This window comes from Paenibacillus sp. S33, assembly GCF_053615415.1.
Genome location: NZ_JBSIEZ010000001.1, coordinates 4413661 through 4439858, shown reverse-complemented (window position 1 = coordinate 4439858; position 26198 = coordinate 4413661). Strand labels below are relative to the sequence as shown.

Annotated in this window: 24 protein-coding genes; 16 read left to right on the top strand and 8 right to left on the bottom strand. The window is 44.3% G+C overall.

The features are described 5' to 3' along the window. The first annotated feature begins 52 nt into the window (after window positions 1-52). From ACWGXJ_RS20205 to ACWGXJ_RS20190, 4 genes are all read left to right on the top strand, one after another. The gene (locus ACWGXJ_RS20205; RefSeq protein ID WP_452567484.1) at window positions 53-1075 is read left to right on the top strand and encodes a methionine ABC transporter ATP-binding protein; all 1023 of its coding nucleotides are present in this window, start codon (window positions 53-55) and stop codon (window positions 1073-1075) included. After that, window positions 1072-1740: a methionine ABC transporter permease gene (locus tag ACWGXJ_RS20200; RefSeq protein ID WP_013311839.1), complete on the top strand. Its 669-nt coding sequence runs from the start codon at window positions 1072-1074 to the stop codon at window positions 1738-1740. The genes ACWGXJ_RS20205 and ACWGXJ_RS20200 overlap by 4 nt, the downstream gene beginning before the upstream one ends. Before the next feature lie 74 nt (window positions 1741-1814). Further along, window positions 1815-2657, top strand: a complete 843-nt coding sequence (locus ACWGXJ_RS20195; RefSeq protein WP_452567483.1) for a MetQ/NlpA family ABC transporter substrate-binding protein — start codon at window positions 1815-1817, stop codon at window positions 2655-2657. A gap of 144 nt (window positions 2658-2801) precedes the next feature. Next, window positions 2802-3566, top strand: coding sequence for an SDR family oxidoreductase (locus ACWGXJ_RS20190; RefSeq protein WP_250260474.1), 765 nt, complete (start codon window positions 2802-2804; stop codon window positions 3564-3566). Between the two features lie 92 nt (window positions 3567-3658). Here ACWGXJ_RS20190 and ACWGXJ_RS20185 read toward each other — a convergent pair whose 3' ends face one another. Further along, window positions 3659-3904 (bottom strand): NifU family protein, encoded by a 246-nt coding sequence (locus ACWGXJ_RS20185; RefSeq protein WP_013311836.1) that lies wholly within the window; start codon window positions 3902-3904, stop codon window positions 3659-3661. Window positions 3905-3991: 87 nt separating this feature from the next. On the opposite strand from ACWGXJ_RS20185, the gene ACWGXJ_RS20180 reads away from it, so the two are divergent. Beyond that, on the top strand, window positions 3992-4249 hold the full coding sequence (locus ACWGXJ_RS20180; protein ID WP_023990179.1) for a YuzB family protein: 258 nt from the start codon (window positions 3992-3994) through the stop codon (window positions 4247-4249). 117 nt (window positions 4250-4366) lie between these two features. Here the strand turns inward: ACWGXJ_RS20180 and ACWGXJ_RS20175 are convergent, their stop codons facing one another. Both ACWGXJ_RS20175 and mqnE read right to left on the bottom strand, forming a co-directional pair. Next, window positions 4367-5434, bottom strand: a complete 1068-nt coding sequence (locus ACWGXJ_RS20175; RefSeq protein WP_061829841.1) for an NAD(P)/FAD-dependent oxidoreductase — start codon at window positions 5432-5434, stop codon at window positions 4367-4369. A 204-nt stretch (window positions 5435-5638) separates the two neighbouring features. After that, a complete protein-coding gene (gene mqnE / locus ACWGXJ_RS20170) occupies window positions 5639-6745 on the bottom strand; it encodes an aminofutalosine synthase MqnE (RefSeq protein ID WP_023990177.1) in 1107 nt (368 codons plus the stop codon). A 372-nt stretch (window positions 6746-7117) separates the two neighbouring features. Here mqnE and ACWGXJ_RS20165 point away from each other — a divergent pair, with 372 nt between their 5' ends. From ACWGXJ_RS20165 to ACWGXJ_RS20145, 5 genes are all read left to right on the top strand, one after another. Next, the gene (locus tag ACWGXJ_RS20165) at window positions 7118-7477 is read left to right on the top strand and encodes a HesB/IscA family protein (protein WP_452567482.1); all 360 of its coding nucleotides are present in this window, start codon (window positions 7118-7120) and stop codon (window positions 7475-7477) included. 423 nt (window positions 7478-7900) lie between these two features. Then, complete coding sequence (locus ACWGXJ_RS20160; RefSeq protein WP_452567481.1) at window positions 7901-9205, top strand: radical SAM protein; 1305 nt, start codon at window positions 7901-7903, stop codon at window positions 9203-9205. A 258-nt stretch (window positions 9206-9463) separates the two neighbouring features. Next, window positions 9464-10072: a response regulator transcription factor gene (locus ACWGXJ_RS20155; protein WP_104497972.1), complete on the top strand. Its 609-nt coding sequence runs from the start codon at window positions 9464-9466 to the stop codon at window positions 10070-10072. Between the two features lie 202 nt (window positions 10073-10274). Further along, window positions 10275-11852 (top strand): ABC transporter ATP-binding protein, encoded by a 1578-nt coding sequence (locus ACWGXJ_RS20150; protein WP_452567480.1) that lies wholly within the window; start codon window positions 10275-10277, stop codon window positions 11850-11852. A 407-nt stretch (window positions 11853-12259) separates the two neighbouring features. Beyond that, on the top strand, window positions 12260-13837 hold the full coding sequence (locus tag ACWGXJ_RS20145) for a sigma-70 family RNA polymerase sigma factor (protein WP_452567479.1): 1578 nt from the start codon (window positions 12260-12262) through the stop codon (window positions 13835-13837). 239 nt (window positions 13838-14076) lie between these two features. On the opposite strand, the gene ACWGXJ_RS20140 is transcribed toward ACWGXJ_RS20145, so the two are convergent. Beyond that, a complete protein-coding gene (locus tag ACWGXJ_RS20140) occupies window positions 14077-14955 on the bottom strand; it encodes a LysR family transcriptional regulator (RefSeq protein WP_069290331.1) in 879 nt (292 codons plus the stop codon). 148 nt (window positions 14956-15103) lie between these two features. On the opposite strand from ACWGXJ_RS20140, the gene ACWGXJ_RS20135 reads away from it, so the two are divergent. From ACWGXJ_RS20135 to ACWGXJ_RS20115, 5 genes are all read left to right on the top strand, one after another. After that, a complete protein-coding gene (locus tag ACWGXJ_RS20135) occupies window positions 15104-16021 on the top strand; it encodes a DMT family transporter (protein WP_452567478.1) in 918 nt (305 codons plus the stop codon). A gap of 685 nt (window positions 16022-16706) precedes the next feature. After that, complete coding sequence (locus ACWGXJ_RS20130; protein WP_452567477.1) at window positions 16707-18473, top strand: RICIN domain-containing protein; 1767 nt, start codon at window positions 16707-16709, stop codon at window positions 18471-18473. 282 nt (window positions 18474-18755) lie between these two features. After that, window positions 18756-19082, top strand: a complete 327-nt coding sequence (locus tag ACWGXJ_RS20125; RefSeq protein ID WP_322173156.1) for a hypothetical protein — start codon at window positions 18756-18758, stop codon at window positions 19080-19082. Between the two features lie 18 nt (window positions 19083-19100). After that, window positions 19101-19391 (top strand): hypothetical protein, encoded by a 291-nt coding sequence (locus ACWGXJ_RS20120; protein WP_013311821.1) that lies wholly within the window; start codon window positions 19101-19103, stop codon window positions 19389-19391. A gap of 313 nt (window positions 19392-19704) precedes the next feature. After that, window positions 19705-20025: a hypothetical protein gene (locus ACWGXJ_RS20115; RefSeq protein ID WP_014277849.1), complete on the top strand. Its 321-nt coding sequence runs from the start codon at window positions 19705-19707 to the stop codon at window positions 20023-20025. A 157-nt stretch (window positions 20026-20182) separates the two neighbouring features. On the opposite strand, the gene ACWGXJ_RS20110 is transcribed toward ACWGXJ_RS20115, so the two are convergent. The 3 genes from ACWGXJ_RS20110 to ACWGXJ_RS20100 all read right to left on the bottom strand — a co-directional run bounded on the left by ACWGXJ_RS20110 (window position 20183) and on the right by ACWGXJ_RS20100 (window position 22149). Beyond that, window positions 20183-21040, bottom strand: a complete 858-nt coding sequence (locus ACWGXJ_RS20110) for a 1,4-dihydroxy-6-naphthoate synthase (protein WP_452567476.1) — start codon at window positions 21038-21040, stop codon at window positions 20183-20185. Beyond that, on the bottom strand, window positions 21041-21703 hold the full coding sequence (locus ACWGXJ_RS20105) for a futalosine hydrolase (protein ID WP_452567933.1): 663 nt from the start codon (window positions 21701-21703) through the stop codon (window positions 21041-21043). Between the two features lie 200 nt (window positions 21704-21903). Continuing rightward, a complete protein-coding gene (locus ACWGXJ_RS20100) occupies window positions 21904-22149 on the bottom strand; it encodes a hypothetical protein (protein ID WP_007431922.1) in 246 nt (81 codons plus the stop codon). 312 nt (window positions 22150-22461) lie between these two features. Between ACWGXJ_RS20100 and ppk1 the strand changes: the two genes are divergently transcribed. Further along, window positions 22462-24570 (top strand): polyphosphate kinase 1, encoded by a 2109-nt coding sequence (gene ppk1, locus ACWGXJ_RS20095; RefSeq protein ID WP_235308432.1) that lies wholly within the window; start codon window positions 22462-22464, stop codon window positions 24568-24570. On the opposite strand, the gene ACWGXJ_RS20090 is transcribed toward ppk1, so the two are convergent. Continuing rightward, a complete protein-coding gene (locus ACWGXJ_RS20090; protein ID WP_069290324.1) occupies window positions 24530-26065 on the bottom strand; it encodes a Ppx/GppA phosphatase family protein in 1536 nt (511 codons plus the stop codon). The genes ppk1 and ACWGXJ_RS20090 overlap by 41 nt on opposite strands. Window positions 26066-26198 lie beyond the last annotated feature (133 nt).

The window sequence follows — 26198 nt, the reverse complement described above, 5'->3', positions numbered from 1 at the left end:
AGATGACAACTGGTTAAAAGGGTAAGGAAGAAGTGAAGGGGGTCGCAGCACGTTGATAGAGCTTAAGCAGTTAACCAAGCATTATGGCAAAGGTAACCGACGCGTTAATGCGCTGTCTGGGTTGAATCTTTCTATAAAGCGTGGAGAAATATTCGGGGTGATTGGTCACTCCGGGGCGGGGAAAAGTACATTGATCCGCTGTATTAATTTATTGGAACGCCCTACTTCAGGTGAAGTATGGGTAGACGGGGTAAACCTCACCACTGTGAGTCAATCCCAATTACAAATGCAGCGCCGAAAAATCGGAATGATTTTTCAGCATTTTAATTTGTTGTCCTCGGCGACGGTGTATGACAATATTGCATTTCCATTGCGGCTGGTAAACACGCCCAAGCAGAAGCTGGACAAGAAGGTTCGTGAACTGCTGGAATTGGTGGGTCTCGAAGAACACAGTGGAAAATATCCGTCACAGCTCTCAGGTGGACAGAAGCAACGGGTAGGAATTGCACGGGCGCTGGCTAGTGATCCTCATGTATTGCTGTGTGACGAAGCGACTTCAGCGCTTGATCCGCAGACGACGGGGTCTATCCTGAAATTGCTGCTGGATATTAATCAGCGCTTTAATTTAACCATCGTACTGATTACACATGAAATGCATGTCATTCAAAGCATCTGTGATAAAGTTGGCGTCATTCATCAGGGCGACATCGTGGAGCAAGGTCCGGTGGCGGAAGTATTTTTGAAGCCGCAGCACCAGGTAACCAAGGACTTTATCCAACGGGAGTCAGAACATCCCGAAGAGTTACAAGCAGCGATTGCGGCAGCAGGTGGCCGCGAGTCAGCGCAGGTGGTGCGTATCTCCTTCTTGGGCAGCAAAACATATGATGCGATTCTGTCGCGTACGGCTCGAAGTACTGGTGTTGATTTTGCGATCTTGCAGGGAACCATATCTACGATTAAAAATGTACCCTATGGACAGCTAATCGTTCGTTTTGAAGGAAATCATGAGGATATAGAGCATACGCTGCGCGAAGTGTCTGGGCAAGGACTTGATGTGGAGGTGATTGGACAATGAGCGAACTTGATTTTTCACAAGTGAGTTGGGAAGAGCTAGGGAATTCTACGCTGGAAACCCTTCAGATGCTTGGGGCATCGGCATTGTTCACCCTCGTTATTGGTTTGCCGCTCGGCATATTATTGTTTCTGGCGAGTCGCTCCTCGTTAACTTTGATGAAGGTGATATACATTGTATTATCATTCATCGTTAACATTTTACGTTCCGTACCCTTTATCATTTTGATCGTTGCACTTATTCCTTTTACACGATCGCTGGTAGGTACCTCGACCGGGGTGTTGGGAACCATCCCACCTTTGGTTATCGGGGCTGCTCCATTCTTCGCACGTCTTGTCGAAACGTCTCTGCGTGAAGTGGACAAGGGCGTCATCGAAGCCGCACAAGCGATGGGTGCCTCGACAGGACAAATTATCCGGCGGGTGCTGTTACGTGAGGCACTTCCGGGTCTGCTCGCTGCATTAACCATTACCGTCGTTACACTCGTATCCTACACGGCAATGTCCGGGATGATCGGGGGCGGTGGACTAGGTACACTGGCTATCAACTACGGCTATTATCGTTATGAAACGGCTGTCATGATCGTTGCGGTCGTGCTGATGGTTGTATTGGTACAATTGCTGCAAATGGCGGGAGATCGCCTCGTGCGGCATTATACTCGAAAATAGGGAAAACATATAGATATCCTTATTGATCAGGACGTCTGCTCCTGAATATTACAAATTATTGGAGGGGTAATAACATGAAGAAATGGGTATTGGCTGTATTAAGCTTGACATTAATTGCGGTGCTGGCTGCTTGCGGTACAAAGAGCACAACATCGGATACAAACAATGCGAACGAAAATACAGGCGGATCACCACGTGAAGTGGAGCTGAAAGTTGGAGCTTCTCCTGTGCCACATGCGGAAATTTTGGAAGCAATCAAGCCTCAGTTGGAAAAAGAAGGGGTTCGTCTCCAAGTTGTTCAGTTTAACGACTATGTACAGCCGAACGTTCAATTGTTTGACAAGCAGCTGGATGCTAACTTCTTTCAACATGTACCTTACTTGGATGTGATGAACAAAGAGCGCAAAATGGATTTGGTTTCTGTTGGCGCGGTTCACCTGGAGCCTTTCGGCATCTACTCCCAAAAATATAAAAAGCTTGATGAACTTCCAGATGGCGCAACTGTAGCCATTCCGAACGATGCGACAAACGGAGGCCGTGCTTTGCTGTTGTTGGAGAAACAAGGTCTGATCAAGCTGAAAGACGCAAGCAACATTGAAGCTACGGTAAAAGATATTACAGAGAATCCGAAAAATCTGGAATTCAAGACTTTAGAGGCGGCTATGCTGCCACGTCAGTTGCCTGAAGTGGATATTGCGTTGATTAACACGAACTACGCTTTGGAAGCGAAGCTGAACCCTACGAAGGATGCACTGGCACTGGAAGACAAGGATTCTCCATATGCTAACGTTCTGGTAGCACGTCCTGATAATAAAGATTCCGAAGCGATTCAGAAGCTGCTTAAAGCTTTGCAATCTCCAGAAACTAAAAAATTCATTGAAGATAAATACCAAGGCGCAATTATCCCGGCATTTTAAGTAGGGAACGAGAACGCATTGCACGCAACCCCCAGATTCTCTTGAACAAGAGGACTGGGGGTTTCTTTTTGAATGGAGTTGTAGGGGAAGCTTAAATATTTTATACTTGGGGGTGACCGATCTCTGTGAACAGGAGGAAAATTGTTGAGAGATAAAGTCGCATTCATAACGGGCAGTGCCAAAGGTTTAGGTAAAACGACCGCTCTGCGTCTGGCGGATGAAGGCTGTAATATTGCGCTGAATTATGTGCATAGCCAAGCAGAAGCTGAAGCGCTTAAGCGGGGGATTGAGTCTAAGGGAGTACGCTGCTTGTCTTTACAAGGGGATATTTCTGTTCAGGAAGATATTACGAGGCTGATTGGTGAAGTACAGGATCGGCTAGGCGGAGTCGATATTATGGTGAATAATGCCGGACCGTTCATCCGGGAACGCCGTCTGTTTGCGGATTACAGTGTAGCTGAGATTCATGCCATGATACAAGGGAATCTGGTCGGTACCATGTTGCTGGATCATTTGGTATTGCCTCACATGCGGAGCCAGCAATGGGGACGTATTATTCATTTTGGCTTTGGTCATGCTGGAGAAGCAAGGGCTTGGCCGCATCGCGCCGTCTACGCAGCCGCCAAGGTGGGGCTGGTGTCTTTTACGAAGTCACTGGCTGTGGAGGAAGCTCCTAATGGCATTACGGTCAATATGATCTGTCCAGGGGATATTCGAGGAGCAAATAAGGAAATGTCAATTGCCGATGTCATCGGTATGCAGGATAAAGAGACACCGCGTGGACGTCCGGGGAGCGGAGAGGACATTGCGCGAGTGATCGCCTATTTGTGTGAGGAGCATTCGGATTTTATAACAGGTAATATTATGGATGTATCGGGAGGATTGGACCCCATTCGGCCAACCATATAAGCTTGAGTGATCCCTCAGACGCTGTAACACAAAAAAGAGTCTTGAGCTTCGTTACCGAAGTCAAGACTCTCATGATCATTATGCATCAAGCATTAGAATACTTGTACCACTTCTTGGACGCCGTCGACTTCTTCGAGAAGAGCACGTTCAATCCCTGCTTTCAGCGTGATCGTGGAACTTGGGCAACTGCCGCAAGCGCCTACCAGCTTCAGCTTAACGATGCCGTCTTCAACGTCAACCAGCTCAACGTCGCCACCATCGCGTTGCAGGAACGGACGGAGCTTATCCAGTACATCAGCTACTTCATCATACATTTGAACGCTTTGTGTTTCGCTCATTAGAATTCAACTCCTTTCCTATACCTTTATTATTATATTACAAAGCGGGCCAAATTAAAATGCCCGTCATCCAAAGCAGGTGAAAAAATGTTAAGACCTATTATTGAGTTTTGCACCAGTAATATGCATTGGGGTACCGATGAAATCATGTCCAAGCTGGAACAGAATCCAGATTATGATGTGATTGAATACGGCTGCCTAAGCAATTGCGGTCAGTGCAACGCCGAACCCTATGCGATGGTCAACGGCGAGATTGTATCCGCAGATTCAGCAGAGCTTCTGTACGAAGTGATTATGAACAAAATTAAGGAAGCTGAAGCATGGGATAATCTAGATTTGGATTGAAATAAAATGATCCGTTTAGCCAGCTTCCTTTTGTATAGGGAATATATAATCCATTCATGCAAGAAACAAAGAAGACCTGCTCTGCGAGCGGGCCTTCTTTGTTTGTTTAGCATGTGATCAGCCAAAATGGCGTTTGGACTTCCAGAGCACACCGCTTTTAAGCAGGCGTGGTACTCGTCCGCGCAATGAGGTACTACCCATAAAGCCATAGCCGAACCCGGCCTTCTTGCCAAGTGCGCCTAATGTACCACGCAGCTTTAAAGGATGCGGATGAGGCGTTTGACCTTTCCACAGGTCGCGTACAATGTGTGCGATCTGCTCCCCTTGCACTTCTGCCGCTTGAGCGCTTGGAGAGTAGGGAAGGCTCGCACAGTCTCCGACCACATACACCTCAGGATGGTCCGGTATTTGATAATATTCGTTGAGCACGATGCGGCCCTGAGGATCTTTAGGGACAGCTAAATCCTGCACAATTTTTACCGGCTGAATCCCGGCCGTCCATACGACTGCATCCGTTACAATTTGCTCGTCACGGTTATAAATAGCCCCCGGCTCAATACGGGAAACCGCAACATGATTCAGGGCATTAACCTGATGCTCCTTGAACCAAGCATGTACATAGGCAGACAAACGTTGCGGGAATGCCGACAGCACCCGCTCGCCCCGATCCATAATGGTAATATTCAAATCTGTACGGCTTTCACGTAACTCCGCAGCAATCTCAACACCGCTAAGACCGCCGCCTACAATATGGACATGTCCATATGGCTTGATTTCGTTCAAGCGCAGATAGGTTTGGCGGGTATGGTTAAACGACTGGATCGTACAGCTGTGTTCTTCAGCCCCCGGTGTATTGTGAAAGCGGTCGGTACAACCCAACGCAATGACAAGCTGGTCATAGGACAAGGGTTCACCGTCTTGAAAATGGACCATTTTATTCTCCAGATCCATCGAGGTGACCTCTCCATATTTGCGAATAAGACGTTGCTCATCTGGAAAATGCACCCGTAAATCAAAATCAGAAACCGTACCAGCCGCGAGGGCATAATACTCTGTTTTTAACCCCTGAAAGGGCATTCGATCCACTAAAATAACTTGAACATCGTCGGGAATGTGTTTATCCAGCAATTCTTTGGCAATGGTAAGGCCGCCATAGCCGCCCCCCAGAATAACGAAATTTTTCATCAAAATCCGCCTTCCTTTCGCTACCGTGTCCCCGGCAAATGGTCTGGTGTCTCGTTGATCTAACACAAGTTTTTGTTGTTATAAAACCCGAGAATCGGGCCTGCCTTTGGCAGGCAGACCAGCGTATTCCGAGGCAGCATGATGCTGCATGGTGTGAGTAATGGGGATGAAATGCTCGCGGGAAATCTGAATCCGATATTACATTTATTCGAAAACTTCGATTTCGTTATAGAAGGTGTCCCGTTCAACAGGTATGCGTCCGGCACCTTTGACCAGCCAGATCAGCTCTTTACGGGTCAATCCGGCAGGGGTCAAAGCACCTGCGGCGTGGCTGATCTGCTCGCGCACAATCGTGCCATGCACGTCTGATGCGCCAAAGGTGAGAGCGACCTGCGTCAATTGCGGGCCAATATTAATGAAGTAAGCTTTGACATGGTCGATATTGTCCAGCATCAGGCGGCTGATCGCAATGGTTTTGAGATCCTCGTAAGCGGAGTTCCGGCGCATGATGTTGGCGTTTTTGCTTTTCGGCTGCATGGACAGTGGAATAAATACCATAAATCCGTTCGTTTCGTCCTGCAATTCACGAATTTGCAGCATATGTTCAATACGATCCTGATACGATTCGACCGAACCGTACAGCATGGTCGTATGAGTTTTCATGCCGAGATTGTGGGCCGTGCGATGTACTTCGAGATAGCGGTCCACGTTGGCTTTCGTAACACGCATCTTCTTCCGATATTCGTCGGACAAGATTTCCGCGCCACCACCAGTCAGGGATTGAAGTCCAGCCTTTTGCAGCTCCTGAAGCACTTCTTTAATACTCAAGCCGCTTATGCGTGTGAAAAAGTCAATTTCCGCTGCTGTGTAAGCTTTCAATGTAACGTGGGGATACTTTTCATTCAGCGCCTTCAAGGAGTCTACATAGTACTGGAAAGGCACATGATTATTATGACCACCGACGATATGGAATTCTCTTACTCCCGGATGGATGTGTTGCTCTACATAATCAATCATTTCCTGCCCGGACAACGTATAAGAGCCGTCCTCCCCCTGATCCTTGCGGAAATTGCAGAACGCGCAGCGCGCTTCGCATACATTGGTGAAGTACAGGCTCATGTTTTCGATAAAATAAACCTTTTTTCCGTTCTTACGTAAATTAGCTTCGTTAGCCAACTGACCCAGTGTGAGGATATCGTCAGTTTCATACAAATATATACCGTCTTCAAGGTTCAAACGAATACCGTTCTGTACCTTTTCTACAATTTCCGCCATTCTGCGGTCTGTAAAAGGTGTAACTAATGTGGACATGCCTATTCCTCCTTCAAGTTGCTCTGTGCGAGGCTGTCCGCTAAATCAGCGGCACAAGCGCTAGGTGCGCACAGGATGTCCCGTTCCGTCGGTAAGAATCCGGCAGCGCGGATATACGATATGTGAAAAATGTTACAATGCCAGGCTACAATGATGAATGTCTCAAAATATCGCCTTTGAAATGACAAATTTCCGACAGTTTCTTTTACACACTCTTCACCTATTATAAACCTCACACCACCGGTGTTCAATACAAACGAATAGAAAAACAGGTCTTTAAGCCTGTAAGGGAAGGACATTCCATGACTTGAGCACCTGCTAATAGTGGAGTATACTGAAGGAGAACATGAAGTAAAAGAGGAGGATGGAGCTATGATTAACATCACCGAATCCGCTGCTGAGCGTTTGAAAGATATGCTGGAGCAGCAGGAAACGCCGAATATGTTTTTACGTCTAGGTGTTACGCCGGGCGGTTGCACCGGATTTTCGTATGCAATGGGCTTTGACGACAACGAGACGGATCAGGATATATATATGAACGTACAGGATATGAAGATTGTAGTGGAAAAGGAAAGCATCCGCTACCTGGACGGTCTGGAAATTGACTTTGAAGAGTCCGGAATGTCAGGCGGCTTCACGATTCATAATCCGAATGCTGTAGCTACATGCGGCTGTGGTTCAAGCTTCCGTACGGCTACGGATGCCGGAAAACCGAACGAAGAGCCTTGTTAATTCAGGTTTTTCGAGTGGTGGTATGAAAATAAATCTGAATGATGAACGCTAACAATTAACGAAATGGTAATATTTGTTTTAGGGTTGTAAGTTAAGACCTCCAGCGGTATAGTCGCATACTATATCGTTTTGGAGGTTTTTGTGTTTTCGTTTCTGTCAGTGGGTAGAAATAGAGGAACTAGGGGGCCACTTTTGTTGAATAGTCTGTCTTACACTCTATGATTTTATCTTTGCTTTATTTATAATTTGCGGTTAATTTGCGGTGATTTTTAAGAAAGGTAATGGTAAAATATAATTAAATAGATGAATGAATGGTTATTGATTAGTCGGATGTAAAATGATGTAATAAATAGTTATTTAGTTCGGTACATTGTGGAAGTAGGTCAATCTGGTACTTAATACTAAATGATAGAAGGGGTACACATGAAAATTTCTTCTTACAACGAGTACTTGAAACTGAATGAGGAAGGATGTGGTAAATACTTAATATATAATAGCCTGACTAACGGTTTAGGAGAAATAAAGAAGGACTTATACGAGGCCCTCGTTAATGAAGATTTTTCCTATCTAACGAATTGTGAAGAGTTAGAACACTTAATACAAGGACGATTTTTATATCTGAATCCCGTTAATGAATTAGAGATAATGGAGAAGTCATTCACTACAACTAGATATCAAAAAAGCACATTACACCTTACAATTTTACCTACGTTTAATTGTAATTTCAGATGCTCTTATTGCTATGAGAATTTGACTGAGAAAACAGGTAATCATTCTTTCACTGATCAAGTTCAGCAAGATATTTTGAGTTATATAAAAAGTGCAATGGAAGCTACAGATTTGAAACATATTACTGTCAATTGGACAGGCGGAGAACCATTACTTGAATTTAAAAAGGTTACTCGGCTCATGGATCAAATGAATACTATGGCAGCCGCAAAACATATTGAAATAGCGCACTACATGGTTAGCAACGGATATTTACTAACTAAAAGTCGTGCCGTTATTTTAAGGGATTTGGGTTTGAAAAGTATTCAAATTACGATCGATGGTAATAAGGTGAATCATGATAAAAGAAGGGTTTTGGCGAACCAACAAGGGACATTTGATCAAATAATAAAAAATATTAGAGATTCATGTGATTTTGTTCACATTAATATACGCTCAAATGTAGATTTGAACAACGTAGCTTCAATGGAAGATTATATGGATTATTTAGGGCAGCAAGACTTTAGGGGAAAAGTGAATATTTATTTTTCTGCCACTACTGATTATGTGGCAGGAGGTTGTTCAAGTAGTAATAGCTGCTTTGCCAATCAAGAATTCTCTGGAGTTATTCTGAGCTTGTATGAGAAAGCATTGGAAAAAGGGCTTAATATTTCTTATTACCCTCAATATGTACCTGTTGTTTGTGCTGCTATTGCAGATAATTCAATTGTAGTGCAGCCAGATGGCTGGATTCAAAAATGCTGGAATACGGTAGGAAACTCAAATTATGCGATAGGTCATATTAGTAATGGTATATATTCTAATGAACGTACGGAGAAGTGGCTTAATTATTCCCCATATAAAATTGAAAAATGCCGAAGTTGCTCAGTGCTGCCCTTATGTGGCGGAGGTTGTGCCCAGCAAGCGTTTGAAAGTATCGACAAACAGCCTGTTTGTTGTGAGTACAAGTACAATTTAGGTGAAATGCTTAAATTTAATTATCACCGACTTGAAGTATAAGTATTAACTTTCTATTATTTCGCTCTTTTGTAGTTTTGAAAGGAGGTGAGAAATATGCGTTGGATTGTAGAGCCAAAAGCAGCCCAAAGTTCTGTTGAACCTGCCAGTACTTGTTGGTATTATCATGGTTGTATTATTTTCTCCTGGTAATCTTCTTTATTATGAAACCGCCTGTTTATCTTTAGTAGACAGGCGGTTATTTAGCTACTTTGTCGAGAATTATATTAGTAAGTATAAAATACGCAGGAGGTTAGTCAAATGTACAGCATTTTACTTATTGATGATCATCCTGAATCAGGAGAGGTTACCAAGTCGTGGATTGAACAAGATCAATATATACATGTCACACTTATCAGAACTATTTTGGAAGCAAAAGAGAACTTAACTAAATATAATTTTAATCTATGTATCTATCATTTGAATAAAATGCTTCCTGTAGATTTGGAATGTATCCATCTAATTCAGGATATACCCATACTATTTATTGGACAGGTCCATACATATACAATGATGGATAAACTCTTAAACCTGGGCGTTATAGCATTTATTGAAAATGATCCTTCGCACGATCAACTAATTTGGACTATAAGAAACGTGTTAAACGGTATTTCCGTTTTACCCGTAACCTTACTGAAACAGCTTCATCACCGTGAAGGAGTAATGGACTATGTAGTGCTTAACAACAAGGAACGATCTATTTTGGAATGCGTCGCAGAGGGGAAAAGTAATAAGGAGCTCGCTGTCATTTTCTGTGTTAGTCAAAGGACTGTGGAATATTATTTAACTAATATTTTCAATAAATTTGAGGTGCATTCGAGATTAGAAGCTGTAGTTGCTGCCAAAAATAGAGGGATGATTAATGTGTGAAAATTTAAATTTCAGGCAAAAATATATTCTAATGGGGGTTAGTGATGAAGCTTTTTTTGTTTAAGTATAGATTTCAGTTAATATTACTTATCATTTGCATCACTTTATCAAGCCTCATGAATATGTATATGGCTTTTATCTTTAAGAAATTGGTAGACACTGTTACAACGGAAGTGAACAAGAATTTGTTAAATCAGCTTTTTTGGCTGTATTTTTAATCATTCTGGGTGCAATACTTCGATTACTAACGAATTTATCTCATGCTTCTTATATGAGGAAGACCATGCTTAATCTAAAAGAAATTGTATTTGGGCATATTTTAAATAAAAGTCTAACACAATTTTCTTCAAATCATAGCGCCAAGTATATTTCTATTTTTAGTAATGATATAAAGATGATTGAAGATGATTATTTTAAAAATATATTCTCGTTAATTGGGACATTTATATCTTTTTCAGCATCTTTGTTAGCGATGTTTTTACTCAGTCCTACAATTGTCATAGCCCTTGTCTTATTAACACTGTCATCTATGTTTATCCCTCGAATGTTTGAAAAGAAACTTGTAAATTGTAAGAGAAAAGTAGTTGAAGCTTTAGAAAAATTTATGATTCATACGAATGATATGTATTCAGGATTTGCAGTTATTAAAAGCTTTGGTATTGAGGGGCATGTACATGGGCAATTTGATGGTATTAATCAGGAGACGGAAAATCAAAAATATAGATTTCAGAAATTGAGTGCTTGGGTTGCCTCTATTAGTGAAGTATTTGGTGGATTTATGTTTATTTCAGTATTTATTATTGGGAGTTTCCTTACTTTACGGCAGCTTATCACGTTGGGAACTATGATTGCTTGTGTTCAACTAACTAATAGCATCGTTAATCCGATACAAATGAGTATTCAATATATAACTCAAATCAAGTCGTTACGTGATATATCGGCAAAGATTACACAACTTTTACATACAGAGCGACAGGACAAGATTTACATTCGCAAACCGACTATTCAGGATAAAGTATCGTTAAAAGAAGTGTCTTTTGGTTATAAAGATGACTGCTATAATGTACATGGATTAAATATGGATTTGGAGTTAGGAAAGAAGTATGCCTTAGTCGGGCCGAGCGGGTCAGGAAAATCAACGGTATTACGGCTTTTAATGAAGCAATATGAGAACTACAAAGGCAGGATCAGTATTGATGAAGTAGATTTAAAGGAAATCAATATGGAGGATTGGTGCAGACTGGAGTCTGTCCTGCATCAGGATGTTTTTTTATTTGATAGTAGCATTAAGGAAAATATTGTATTACATCAGATATATTCTGATAAGGAAATTGAAGATGCTATTCAAAAATCTGGTCTGAGTATGCTAATTAATAAGCTACCCAATGGAATGGAGACACAGGTTGGAGAGAAAGGAAGTTTTTTGTCTGGAGGTGAAAAGCAAAGAATAGCCATAGCAAGGACGTTAATACGCCGCACTCCCCTATTGTTAATGGATGAGCCGACTTCGTCACTTGATCAGGAAACAGCAAATGCTGTTGAAGAAACAGTTCTGAATTTAGAGAATACTACATGCGTGATGGTTACTCATCGGTTATCAAAACCAGTATTAGAGCGCTATGATATGATATTTGTATTCGCTGATGGAGCAATTATAGAGAAAGGGACATTTTGTGAATTAATAGAGCTTCAGGGTTGCTTCTATCATATGTATGGATTGGCAGAAGAGTCGACAATGACACAACATAAAGACAGCCCAATCTCTTACGTGGTAAATTAATTAGTTTTTAAATTGACTCACTAAATGAGTGTTTGGCCAATTAAAGGCGGGCACCTTTTAGTGTTTTTTTATGGCTGTACATTTAATCAGCAGTTGTTATTGCATAACTTCTTATAGTGATAATTTATCTTCTCTATAATTTTAGTATGCGCTTTTAAATGCAGAAGGATAGGGATAATGGAATTGAGCTTAACCTCGTGAAAAATAAAAGATGATATATTTCTGTTGGAAACTAACAGTTGTAACTACATTATGCTTCATTTGAGAAAGAATCTGTTAATATGTTTGCTGTGTTCAGTGACGCTATTTATCAATCATTTCATTTTTCCATCAACATGATTTGTAACCTTCCCCCATGGAGTTGGCACTTAAGAATAAGAACACGAAAGAAAAGAGGCTAGGGACGTATGAGGGAGTGGGTTGAAAAGGCGCGGCTAGGTGATGCGGAAGCGTTTGGGCAGCTGATGCTGCATTTTCGCGGAATGGCATATGCCGTGTCCTATGACATGCTGAAGGATGTTCATCTCGCGGAAGATGCCGTGCAGGATGCGTTCATAGAGGCTTATCAGAATCTGGAGAAGCTGCAGACCCCGGCAGCTTTTCCAGGCTGGTTCAAGACCATTGTCGTAAGACAGTGCCAGCGGACGCTGCGGCGCAAGCATCATTCGGTGCTTCCTCTGGATGAAGCTGTGCAGGTATCGGGAGGAGTACCGGGTTTGGCAGAAATTGCGGAGCGTAGAGAGGAGAGCCAAGTTCTGCAACAATCGGTGAAGGCACTGTCTGCCAAGCTGCGCGTGCCTCTGCGGCTGTTTTATTTTTACGGTTACTCTCTTCAGGAAATTTCCGATTATCTGGGCACTCCGGTTCCGACGCTTAAGAAGCGGTTGCACGATGCCCGCCGAAAATTGAAAGGTACACTCCCGGTGGCCGACCTCGTCTCCGTGTTCAATCATTTGTATGAGGGAGGGCAAAACATGCTGCATATTGTTAACGGTGATGTTGTAGGTGACATGTTGAAGCAGGGTGTTGTACAAGGTGACGTGCTTGTATGGAGAGAGGTATATCCGGCAGGACCGATATTTGCAAATCCAGCGGGGGCTGAAGAACGGGCACTGCGGAGCCGGGTCCTGGAGGAAACAATGGGTATTCCGGCCAGCGAATTTATTACGGCATGTGAGGAACAAGAGCAGAAACTTCGTGAATTTATCAAGTTTGATGAAGTCGTATTGTGGTTTGAGCATGACCTGTTTGATCAGAGCATGCTCGCCTATCTGCTCCACTGGTTCAAGAAACAGAAACTGGGCCGTACAAAGCTGAGCCTACTCTGTATTGGGGAGTTTCCGGGAATCGAACGATTTCATGGTCTGGGACAGCTCACTCCGGCACAGCTTCAGACATTATCTGGGACCTGGCGAACTATTGAACGGCAAGAGATGGAGCTCGGAAGCGAGCTTTGGCAGGCGTATGCTTCTCCTGATCCTGCTCAAATGGCTAATCTGCTGGAAGACAAGAAGGCAGAACTGGCAGCATCTGGCCTACCTTTTGCCTATGAAGCCTTCACAGCACATCTCAAGCGGTTGCCCTCGGAGCGGAATGGTCTTGGCATTGTGGAACAGACCACGCTTCAGACAGTCCATAATGGAGTAGATACGCCATTGGAATTATTTCGTCAGGTAACAGACGTTCTGCATGTGCTTGGCATGGGTGATCTCGAATACTGGAAATTTATTCGTGCTTTAGCGCAAGGCGAACATCCTTTGCTGATCATTGACGGGGATAAGGTCGGTTTGGATTTCAGACAAATTCCGGATTTTCTGAACCGAAAGGTAATTCTGACAGAGTTGGGTAAAGAAGTGCTGAATGGATCAGCGGACCGCATTGCAGTTCAAGGAATCGACGAGTGGTTTGGGGGGCTGCATCTCCATGGACATGAGGTTTCTTGGCGATGGGATGATGTAGCCGGAGAATTGGTGGTCCGACATTGAACAAGCTGTAGCAGTAAATAGCTTAACGTGCGAAGGAGTTTTCGGTTTATGGGAAACTCCTTTTTATTTATTTAGTACACCATATTAAAACAAGAAAAATCACCGGGAATAGGTTAGGAACTTAGCTATCCGGTCCAATGAATTGAGTTTCCTGTATATGAATAGACCCCCCTTAGGATAATGATTCAAGTAATTTTAGGAAACGTTATACACCTGCCAAAATCTCGTTATCAGTGCTTCTACTGCTTCGAATCTGTAAACAGCTCCTGCGCGGTCCGCACAAATAACTGTACAGCAAGTGAAGCATTATGCAGGGATGGTACAGCGATACCGATTTGGCGTGTGATCAGAGGTGAAGTCTCCTTGACGGTCAGATCATGGGGGAACGTGGACAAGGCGAGTGAAGAGACAATACCCATACCTAGTCCCTGTCGAACCATGCTGACCAAGGTGCTGATATTATGAGTAATGAACTGTGCCTGCAACTGACTTTGCTCGCGTTCAAAACCTTCCATAATGGCGACCTCATGTCCACCTTTACAAAAGATCATATCCTGCTGATTCAAGTCTCGAATGGCGATTTTATTGTGCGATTGTAGAGGGTGACCGTCTGGCAGGAGAATAACCATGTCATCCTGACATAAAGGGATGACATCTACCTGAGGGTCTGGTAACAGGATGATACCCGCTTCGATTTCTCTGGTATGAACCCACTCCTTGACCTCATTCGTGGAGCCTTCATGTAGGTCGAAAACAAGGTTCGGATAATGCTGACGAATATGATGAATAATCGGGGGCAGAAAATAGGCTGAGGCAGAAGGAAAGGCCCCGATCGTGATCGTGCCCACGTCTAGACCTTTTTCAGCAGCCACCTGCTGCTGTACCTTTTCCATGCTTTGCAGCATCATGCGGAATTGCAGCAGTACCTTGTGCCCGATATCGGTCAGCAGCACTCCTTTTTTTCGGTCGCGCAGCAATAGCTGAACATCCAGCTCGTTTTCGATGCTTGCGATGGCATGGCTAACCGCGGGCTGCGTCATATGCAGCTCATGGGCAGTTTGGGTGAAGTTTAGCGTTTCAGCTACACGAACGAAGATCATAATTTGAGTAATGGTCATAAGTGAAAAGTTATCTCCCTCATTGAAAACATTCATTTTATTTATTAGTGACCACAGTATACGCTAGTAAAGCAAAACTTTGCAAACGGCTATTCATATTTTAGTCGTAAGCAATGAACGATGAAAATCTAAGGGAGAGAAGATATCTATGAAAAAATTAACACCTAAAGCCACGCTGTGGCTTGTCTTGATATTAGTAATGGTATGGGGGATCAACTGGCCGTTGACCAAGCTGGCTTTGCCAGATACGCCGCCGATATTTTTTTCAGGACTCCGTACCCTACTGGGTGGTGTGATTCTGCTGTTGTTCGCTATGCGTCATCGGGAAACCTTACGCTTTAGACAGAATGGGTGGACTTATCTGGTGCTGGCCATATTTAATATTGCAGGCTACTATGGCTTGCAGACGGTAGGGTTGCGTTATTTGCCTGCTGGGTTGTTTTCCACTTTAGTATTCCTTCAGCCGATCCTGTTAGGATTATTCTCCTGGATGTGGTTGGGGGAGCGTATGTTTCCCCTGAAGGTCATTGGACTGGTGCTGGGTTTTGGCGGGGTGATTGTGATTAGCTCTGGTGGAATGGCAGGGCATTTATCGGTACTGGGCATTGTGTTGGGGCTAGCTTCAGGACTGTGCTGGGCGCTCGGAACGATTTATATGAAGAAAAAAAGCCAACAGTTGGATTCCATTTGGGCGGTGACGATGCAGCTCGTTTTGGGAGGGATTATACTTAATGGGATTGGATTTACGACCGAGAAATGGAGCGATATCCACTGGACAACCTCCTTTATCGCGATTTTATTGTTTATTTCGATATTCGTGATTGCGATGGGCTGGATGATTTATTTTAAACTAATCGACAACGGAGATGCGGGAACCGTCGGCTCCTATACGTTTATGATACCGGTGTTGTCCACGGTCTTTAGTATGGTAATGCTCAAGGAATCACTAACTTTGACGTTTGTTGTGGGGCTGGTGCTGATTGCAGGCAGTGTGTATCTGGTAAATACTAAAGAAAGAATAGAGTTATCAACCAAGTATCAGAACGGTGAGACATTTGAGGATTAACGGGGGCGATGGATCAAGAAGAACTTCAATAACTTCTATCACGCACGCATGTTGGAAACACCAATATAGCGTGCTTTTTTTAACTATGATTTTCAAAGAACTCATTTGCTATGCTATTCAAGATCATCGAAAAAATTAAAATTTATGGTAGAGGTTGTCGTGCAAAATTAGCTAACAAGATATGATGTTATAAAAAACATTTGAATAACAAAATAATATTGAATATTTTTGTGTTTTTCGTACTTATGTAAAAAATGAATGAATATAATTGTTTTATAGCAAAAATAGAGATAATTTATGAAGATTGGTATTCAATATTACTAATTTGTTATTTTAATAGAATGTTTTTTTTTTAATAATCATTGTGGTTTTACAGATTTTTGTTATGCTAACAATTGACATTTCGTATAACGTAAACTAGAATGTGTAAGAATTCATTTCCCAATCACATAATTAGTTTGGAACAATTGAAAGCGTTTACCTAATATTAGGATAGAGCTCTTTTTGGTTCTTTTTTCTTTTTCGAATTATGGCCGGGAGGGAGAGATCATAGTACGTGCCTAAGGGATGGAAATTTGAATATATAAGCTAAGGGAGAGGTGTATGTTGAGATGCGGTTAAATAGAAATGTTGGAAACTTCGAGCAAACGGTGAATTGTAACGCTGGTTACCTGGAGGGTACAAAATGAAGAAATTATTGTCGTGTTTGATCTCGTTAGGAATGCTTGTTTATATATTGCCGACCACTATTGTAAGCGCTAACAATGATGGAGTTACTAATCTAACGCTTGATCCAACACCGTCTGCCCAATCGGATATGATTTCAGATGCTGTTTACAAAATTACAGCACAGCATAGCGGAAAAAACTTGGAAGTTGAAGGGGGATCCAAGGATGACGGAGCGAATGTTCAACAATGGACCGATAACGGAAAGGAGCAACAGAAGTGGAGAGTGGTCGACGTTGGTGATGGATATTATAAGCTGATCTCGCAATCTAGTGGTAAAGCATTAGATGTAGCCGGCGGTAATACCCATGACGGAGCGAACGTTCAACAATGGACCGACAACGGGAACGCTCAGCAGAAGTGGAAAATCATTGACGCTGGTGGTGGATATTATAAGCTGATCTCGCAATCTAGTGGTAAAGCATTGGATGTTGTCGGTGGTTATACCCATGACGGTGCAAACGTTCAACAATGGGCCGACAACGGTAGCGCTCAGCAAAGGTGGAGATTCACGCAGATGGATACGACAGCAGATACGACACCACCAACCGCCCCAACAAACCTCCAAAGCACATCCAAGACGAGCACATCTGTCACTCTTACATGGACGACCTCAAAAGACAATGTAGGTGTAACTGGCTACGTTATTTATAACGGAACAGATCTGGTAGGCACGAGCACCACAACAAGTTATACAGTGACGGGTCTCACTGCGAACACATCCTACAATTTCACTGTAAAAGCGAAAGATGCAGCAGGCAATGTTTCGGAACCAAGTAATGTCTTAAAAGTAACAACAAGTTCCGACTCCTCTCAAAATACAGGATTTTATGTTAAAGGTACGACGCTTTATGATGGCAAGGGAAATCCCTTTGTCATGAGAGGAATTAATCACGCTTACACTTGGTACAAAGGTCAAGAGTCGGTTGCGATACCTGCAATTGCCAAAACAGGAGCGAACACGATTAGAATCGTGCTGTCAGACGGTCAGCAATGGACGAAAGATGATTTGTCAGCGTTGCAAAACCTGATCACTTTATCAGAACAAAACAAATTGGTTGTTATCCTTGAAGTACACGATGGTACGGGAAGTGATAATGCTGCTGTGTTGAATAAAATCGCAGATTACTGGATTGAAATGAAGAGCGCACTGATTGGAAAAGAAAATACAGTCATTCTCAACATTGCGAATGAATGGTTTGGTACTTGGGATGGAAACGGCTGGGCACAGGGGTATAAATCAGTTATTCCAAAGCTAAGAAATGCTGGCATCAAAAATACCATTCTGGTTGACGCCGCTGGTTGGGGTCAATATCCGAAGTCGATTTTTGACTACGGAACGCAAGTGTTTGATGCCGATCCGCTTAAAAATACGATGTTCTCCATTCATATGTACGAATACGCTGGAGGAAATGCCGAAACAGTAAAAAGCAATATTGACAATGTATTAAACAAAAATCTAGCTGTCATCATTGGAGAATTCGGAATCAAGCATACAAATGGTGATGTTGACGAGGCCACCATTATGAGTTACGCCCAACAAAAAGGTGTAGGTTATCTTGGGTGGTCTTGGAAAGGAAATGGATCGGGTCTAGAATATTTGGATATGTCAAACGACTGGGGAGGATCGAGTTATACTGAACAAGGACGTGCCATTATTGAAGGTCCGAATGGCATCAGAGCAACATCCAAGTTAAGTACGGTTTATAGTAACGGTAAACAGTAAAAAAGATTCATATTGTTGTAGCAACGGCCTTTTCTCGAAATTCTAATGGGGAAGGTCGTTTAGTTTGTCTGGAATCAAGTAAAAGCCTGTACAAATACATAGGAGCAAGGATTAGGATAAATATACTAGAATATCAAAGGAGGTCATAGTAAAATATGACTATAAGTCTGTTGAGTTAGTGGAAATGATGGTTCAGAATTATCCGCTTGGTAAGCGGCACTTTTAAACTTTTCGGTCGGCAATTTTTCTTAAGGATTGTAAGATGAGCGGGGGAGCTAACAAATGGACAGATATACACCTACAGCGAGGGAACGCTGGCAGATGAAGCAGAGTGAGCCGCAGCCGCAGGGATGGTTGCTCGCTTTCTTTGGCTGGATTTTTGCAGGTTTGGGGTTCATATTTAGTTTTTTTGTCTTTGGAGGATTGTTGGGTGTCTTAGGTTTGGTTTTCGGAATTTTAACGAAACGAATGGAGCAAAGAAACACGCAGGGCATTTTCATTATTGTAATCAGCTCCGTTGCTATTGGCATCGGCCTATTGATTTTTATGATTTTTTTTGCGCAAGGTTTTGTAGAGGGTCTGAGAGAAGGGTATAATGAGCATTATTAGGTCAGGGAGGTAACAGCATTGAGCGTCATTATTTCACAGCAGATCTCGGCAACGGGCGTGAAGGAATATACGAAGGTGATGAAAACATTTGATTCCCAGTTTACACCTTTGGTTGGACAGAAAATCAGGGATACGGCATTTGGCGATATGCAATATTATGATGTCGAGGACGTATTTATTGATCTAGCGGAGAATGAATATTGGGTAATTCTACCTGCCGTTTTGCTGCATTCTGATGATATTGAGGATATACGAGACGCTGTGCGTGAGTATCGTTCACACGGTTGGGAATGTACGAAACCTCTGTAAATGCTTACCACTTAGGCATCTATACGGAAACGTCTTTCTTTTGCGAGATAGGCGTTTTTTTGTGTATTTGTGTATAAACTATTTCTAATGATTGGCATGAAAAGAAAGAATTTATGCTGAAAATGCGCAAATTGTATCATTTTTTATCATAAAACGACAAGTTGGGAAATGAAAACGGCCTTAATGTGTTATACTTAGTATATCAAAGGACAAGAGTCTAAAACGACCGGTAAGGCCCTTTCTTTGAAGAGCCTCTGAAAGGTTCAACGTTTATCCAAAATAAATGGTCAAAAGGAAAAGGGGAAATGCTAACGTGAGAGTGAATTTGAAATTTACTAACAAAGGGCAAGTTGCAGTTGAGAAGTTCAACAATGAGGAGCTTATCGAAATCTTTACCCGCTACATTAAAACGTTAAGCAAGAAGTATGATATCTCGGTTACCGTACCGGAGGATCTGAATGAGCAGATCTTGGCAGAGGGCACCGTGAAGGTCGTGTTGGATAAGATTAATTGTGACATGGACGCTTTTTTCAAGGAGCTGAGCCGGGATATCAAGGTGCCGCTGGTCAAAAGATTGGGTACCAAATTGGATAACGTATTTAAGACCGAGGTTGTGGAGCAGGAACAGAACTAAGAATAAGGATCAAGCGAGTCCGAATGAGGATTCGCCATATGAAATGATAAAACCTCCCGAATGGGGCGCACGGCTAGGCCATGTGCTCGTTCGGGAGGTTTTATATGTTTAAACTACTCTATTCAGCAGGAAAACATGCATGGCATGTCTGTCCCTTTTAACGTGTTGTTGTGGAAGTAGGGCGCAGTTGGGCTAAATCAAACGAAGGTACCAGCCCTTCCTGCGCAGCGCGACCAAGCAAAGCTTCGATGGCGGCATATCCGCTGTCGCCCAGATTGGCGGTAAAATCGTTAACATACAGGTCGATATGCGATTGGGCGACATCGGGTGAAAGCTCCTGCGCATGAGACAATACATATTCACGCGAAGCTTCTGGATGCTTCCAAGCGTATTCGACAGAGGCACGTATCCAGTTTGTGATCGCATCCAAATCCAGCGTACGGCGGGCAATAATGGCTCCGAGCGGGATCGGCAGCCCTGTATCTTCTTCCCACCAGTTCCCCAGATCGACTTGCTTACTAAGTCCGTAGGACGGATACGTGAACCGTGCTTCATGAATGACCAGCCCGGCATCTATCTCCTCGTCACGGACAGCAGGCATGATTTGGTCGAACGGCATCACGACGATCTCGCCGACACCCCCAGGCACATGCTTGGCTGCCCACAGGCGGAACAGCAGATAGGCAGTGGAACGTTCACTCGGAACGGCTACACGCTTGCCGGATAGGGCTTTCGGGCCTTCGACGGTGGAACCTTCCTTGGTCAGCACGAGCGGACCACACCCCCGGCCCAGTGCGCCTCCGCAAGGCAGCAGGGCGTATTCATCCAGCACCCAAGGGAGTGCAGCATACGAAATTTTCATGATATCCAGTCCGTCTGGTGTGATCGCCAGATTGTTGGTGATGTCGATATCGGCAAATGTAATGTCCAGCGCGGGTGCGGCCGGAATCAATCCATGCGCCAGGGCATGGAAGACAAAAGTGTCGTTGGGACAAGGTGAAAAAGCAATTTGCATCTATATAACCTCCGTTAATGTAGAAAATGCGGCTTCCAACGCTTGCAAAGCCTCTTTGATCCGCCAGGCTGCACGGTCACGTGGACCGACAGCATTGGAAATCGTGCGGATTTCCATCGTCGGCAGTTTCAGCCTATTTGCCGCCACGGCTACGCCGTAGCCTTCCATCGCTTCGGCAGCAGCTCCGGGAACGCGCTTGGCCAGCCGTTCCGCTGTTGCCGCCGTACCGGTGGCTGTGGAGACGGTCAGGATCGGCCCCGCGACAGCCGTCTGTCCAGCAGCGCGCAGCGCCTGAACGAATCGCTGCGCGGTGGCAACGTTCACGGCAATCTGGCTTGAGCCGAAACCCAGCTCGTCCACGCTGCTGAAGCCCTCTGCCGTCTCGGCTCCTAGGTCGGCGGCAATGATCGCGTCAGCAACAACGACGCTCTCCAGTGCAGCGACCTCCACGAAGCCGCCACCAATTCCGGTGCTGATGACCAGACGGTAGTCACCGGCCGCCGCCAGTGCTAGCGCGGTTGAAGCCGCTGCGGACGATGCGCCCACGCCAGCCAGCTCGACCACAAAACGGGTATCGCCTTGCAGGCCCCGCAGTACAGCTTCCCGTTCGGCTTCAACCGCGGTCATAACCAAGATGCGCCCATCTGATGTTGTATGCTCCATCGGTTGATTCCCCTTTAAATTTAGGTAATATGCTCCCTTATCATACTGCTTTTCGAAACGATGTTCAAAAAAAGTCGACAAAAAAAGCGCTCCGAGGCGCTTTTTGGAAAATCTGCAAGATTCAGCAGATATCAAAATCGGTAATTGTAATATAAAACAATTCTAATCTGGAAGAACAGCGCAGGCATAGCATATAATAATTATATCGGCTGATCCTTCGTGATTAACTGAAACATGGTGATATTGCGGTCATAATGGCTTGGGGTTCCATCTTGATTGCGCACCCGAATCATCTCGCTACTGAATAACTCGATATATCCACAGCCAATCTCACAGTATACACCTGTAGGGTCCTCTTGCCAGACCGAAACGAGGTGTTGAGATAGCGCCGCGGTGAAAAATTCGATGTTTTTTTGCAGTACGCGTGGCGTTTTCTTGGGTTCCATAACGTAAATCCTCCCTATATCATGCCATTTGAAAATCAGCAATTGAACGTGGCTACTAAGTGATTACTACACATCGTAATGAACATAAACAACTGAAAAAGGAACGGTTCGTCAATCTACTCTACTCTATGAAACAGACGTAAACACTGTACCGCTTAATGCTATTTTTGTAAAGCGTCCGATTGACCTTTTCATACATCCAGTTTGTGTTTACACACATTTTACATTGCGTTTACACTGCTGTGATGCTAGTGCGTTTCATCTAATAGTACAATAAAGGGATACTATACTGCATGAATTGATGGAGGCCATATGTTGATAGAGAGTCAGAATAAGGATAAAGCCGGGTCAGAACGTTACTTTAACCGAGATTTAAGCTGGATTGAATTTAATCGCCGTGTGCTTCAGGAAGCTCAGGATGCAGATACACCGTTGCTGGAGAGAGCCAAATTTTTGGCGATTGTATCTAGCAATTTGGATGAGTTTATGGCTGTTCGTGTTGCAGAGACGCGCGAGAAGATCAAGGCGGGTTTTATGCAAAAGGATTTTACGGGATATACCCCTTCCGGTTTGTACAAACGCCTGATCAAGCGTACCGTCTCGATGGTATCGGAACAATACCGGACCTATCGTGATATTTCTCGCCTCTTGACGAAAAAAGGTCTTTTACTGCTCGAATATGAAGACTTAAATACAACACAGCGCAAGTCGCTGGATGCATATTTTCATGAAATTATATTTCCAGTACTCACGCCGATGGCGGTCGATCAGAGCCGTCCTTTTCCACTGGTTCATAATAAATACGTATATTTAGCGGTCGTCTTGAGACGTCCCGGGGATACGGAGGAGGATAAACCGCTTTTTGCCATTGTGCAGGTGCCTTCGAATATTCCACGTGTTGTTACGGTGCCTTTGCGGTCGAACAGCAAGAAGAAATCATTTATTTTAATTGAGGAACTAATCAAGCATCACATCCAAACGCTGTTCACTGGATATGTTCCGGAGGCGGTTCATGCCTTTCGTGTTACGCGTAACTCCGATTTATCCATTAATGAAGAAGAGATCGAAGATTTGCTCGAAGAGATTGAAAAAGAGCTGCGTCGAAGACGCCGGGGGGCGCCGGTTAGACTGGAAGTAGAAAAAGGGATTCATCCCTATGCCCTGATGGAGCTTCAACGCGAATTCAAGCTGTTCGATCATGTGTTTGAGATGGACGGGCCGCTCGATCTGACGTTTTTGTCGTCTTTTGCCGATCATTTGGAGGGGTATTCGCATTTGAAATTTCCGGCAATCAAACCACTGTATCCGGAAGAACTGCCCCCGCAAGAGGATATTTTCAACGTACTTCGCAAACGGGACGTGCTCGTGTACCATCCGTATGAATCATTCGATGCGGTAACTGATTTTATCATTGAGGCATCAGAGGACCCGGATGTGATGGCAATCAAAATGACCCTGTACCGTGTCAACGGGGAATCGAAGCTGATTCCGGCATTGGCACGTGCGGCCGAATCGGGCAAACAGGTAACGGTGGTGGTGGAGCTGAAAGCCCGTTTTGACGAGGAACGTAATATTGCCTGGGCGCGTAAGCTTGAAAAAGCAGGCTGTCATGTAGTGTATGGGTTGGTTGGCTTGAAGACGCACGCCAAAATCATTCTTGTCATACGTCATGAGCGCAACGCACTCAAACGATATGTGCACGTAGGCACAGGCAATTATAATGAAAGCACGGCGCGCGTGTATACGGATATCGGATTGTTTACGTCAGATCCGGTACTTGGCGAGGATGCCTCCGAACTGTTTAATGAAATCACGGGATTCTCTGCGCTCAAGACTTTGCAAGCTTTTACGGTGGCTCCAACGGGAATGAAGAACAAGCTGTTTGAACTCATCCGTAGGGAAGCTGAGCAAGCATTGGCAGGTAAGCCCGCCCGGATTATTGCCAAGATCAACTCCTTATCCAATCAAGAGATGATCGATGAACTATATGCAGCTTCCCAGGCAGGTGTGAAGATTGATCTTATCATTAGAGGGGTTTGTTGTTTGCGTCCCGGTGTGGAAGGATTCAGCGAGAACATACGTGTCATCAGTATTGTAGACCGCTTCCTGGAGCATTCCAGATTGTTTTATTTTGAAAATGGAGGGAACTCCGAGTTATTTTTGTCCAGTGCGGATTGGATGACGCGCAATTTGACCCGCCGAATTGAACTGATGTGCCCGATTTATGATGACGGGATCAAAGAAATGCTGGCAGATATTCTGCATTTATCGTTAAGGGATAATGTGAAGGCGCGCCAGCTTTTGCCTAATGGCAGCTATCAATTTGTATCCAGAAACGACAAAGAGGCTCCCATTAGAAGCCAATCTGAAGCGATGAAGGTTAGAAATTGGAAGAAGGTAGAATGGACCACGACAATGTAAGGTTCCACGCCTTTTGGAAATCCTTGGCAACCGATTCTAGCTCCCGTTGTTCTAATATGGGTTCACTCTTGCTTTCCAGACGAAGATGCAGTGCGTCATCCCCTGTAGTGGGATTGATGCTGGTAATCATTCCTGACTCACTCCGATCCATGCCAATCGCGAGCTGGAGCAACGAGCCGAGCCGATGTACACGTTCCTCGTCGGAAGGCTCCAAAATATCGGCATGTGTGCGTAGCAAACGGGGAGTCCGGTTCTTGGGATGGTAATCCGCGATCAACGCGGCTAGTACCGTTTCCCTATGGGACAGACCGCCAATGCCTGCATGTAAAATCCAGAATACGGAATTCTGGCGAAAATGATAGTAATTCAAGGCAGCCCCCGTTTTGTAAAGAGTTGCTGCGGTCAGTAACAAGCGCTTGTCCATAGCAGCTGAGGTTCCGTTAGCCAATGTGTCATAAAGACGGACGGCGTACTCGTTAACCCGCTTGACATGCGCTTCGCTAACCGGGACAGCAAACGAAAGGATATTGCGAATGGATGTGATAAGCGGATTAGCTACCACGGGCTGTTCAGCGTTGACCAGCTCATGAAATAGGCCGTCTCGCAGACCCGCTCCACTGACCAAATACGCGGAGCCTTGAGCAGCTTCAAATATCGTTTTCAATATAATAAGACCCGGTACAATGATGTCGGCTCTGTCCTTGGACAGGCCGGCTGTTTTTTTGCGTTTTTCATAGGGAAGATGGGGCAGGCTGCCATAGAAGTAATCGACATCTTCTATCGTCATTTCGTAATGGTGCGTCACAGGAAGTGAGTAATCCTGTCGCTTCTGATTGATTTTAGCCAAAGTACGCAGGGTTCCGCCCAGCCCGATGAATGGCAGACCCGGATTGGAGAAGATCCAATCATGATTTTGCAGTGAAGAACGGACAAAGCTCTCCATTTCCTCAATCTGCTGAGGAGACCATTCGCCATTCTTAACCTCACGTCCAAAGCGCCAATTCATATTGACGGCGCCAAAGGGAAATGACACCGTATGCAGTCGCTTTCGATCGCGGAACAGCGTAATTTCGGTACTGCCACCCCCGATGTCAATAATGATTCCGTCACTCACATTCATAGTGTTCACTACGCCCAGAAAACCGGCATAGCCTTCTTGCTCCCCGCTCAGTATTTCCAGTGTTAAATTTGTCTCCTCCGCGATCCATTGGACGATTTCGTCCGAATTCGTTGCATTGCGGATGGCTGCTGTTGCTGCTGCACGCATACGGACAACCCCGTGCATATGGCATACCGCCATAAATTGGCGTAACAATGGAGCGATGCTTCGAATCGCCTCCCGTTCCATACGGCCGTTGGCCCCAACCTTTTCGCTCAGTCGGGCAGCTTCTTTGCATTCCTGCACAATTCGATAGGCTCCTGTCTCTGTCATTTCATAGATCACCAGACGTATGGAGTTTGAGCCAATGTCCATGATGCCAATTTTGCTATTCATGAGTTGACCTCCTTGTTGAAAAAACGATTTGCCGGTAATTTCCGTTGCTCCGTGCAAATGGTAGTAGATTATTGTCATTGTACCAGTGATGTTCGGTGCATGCTACCGTTCGCCATGATCTTGTCGAAATAGG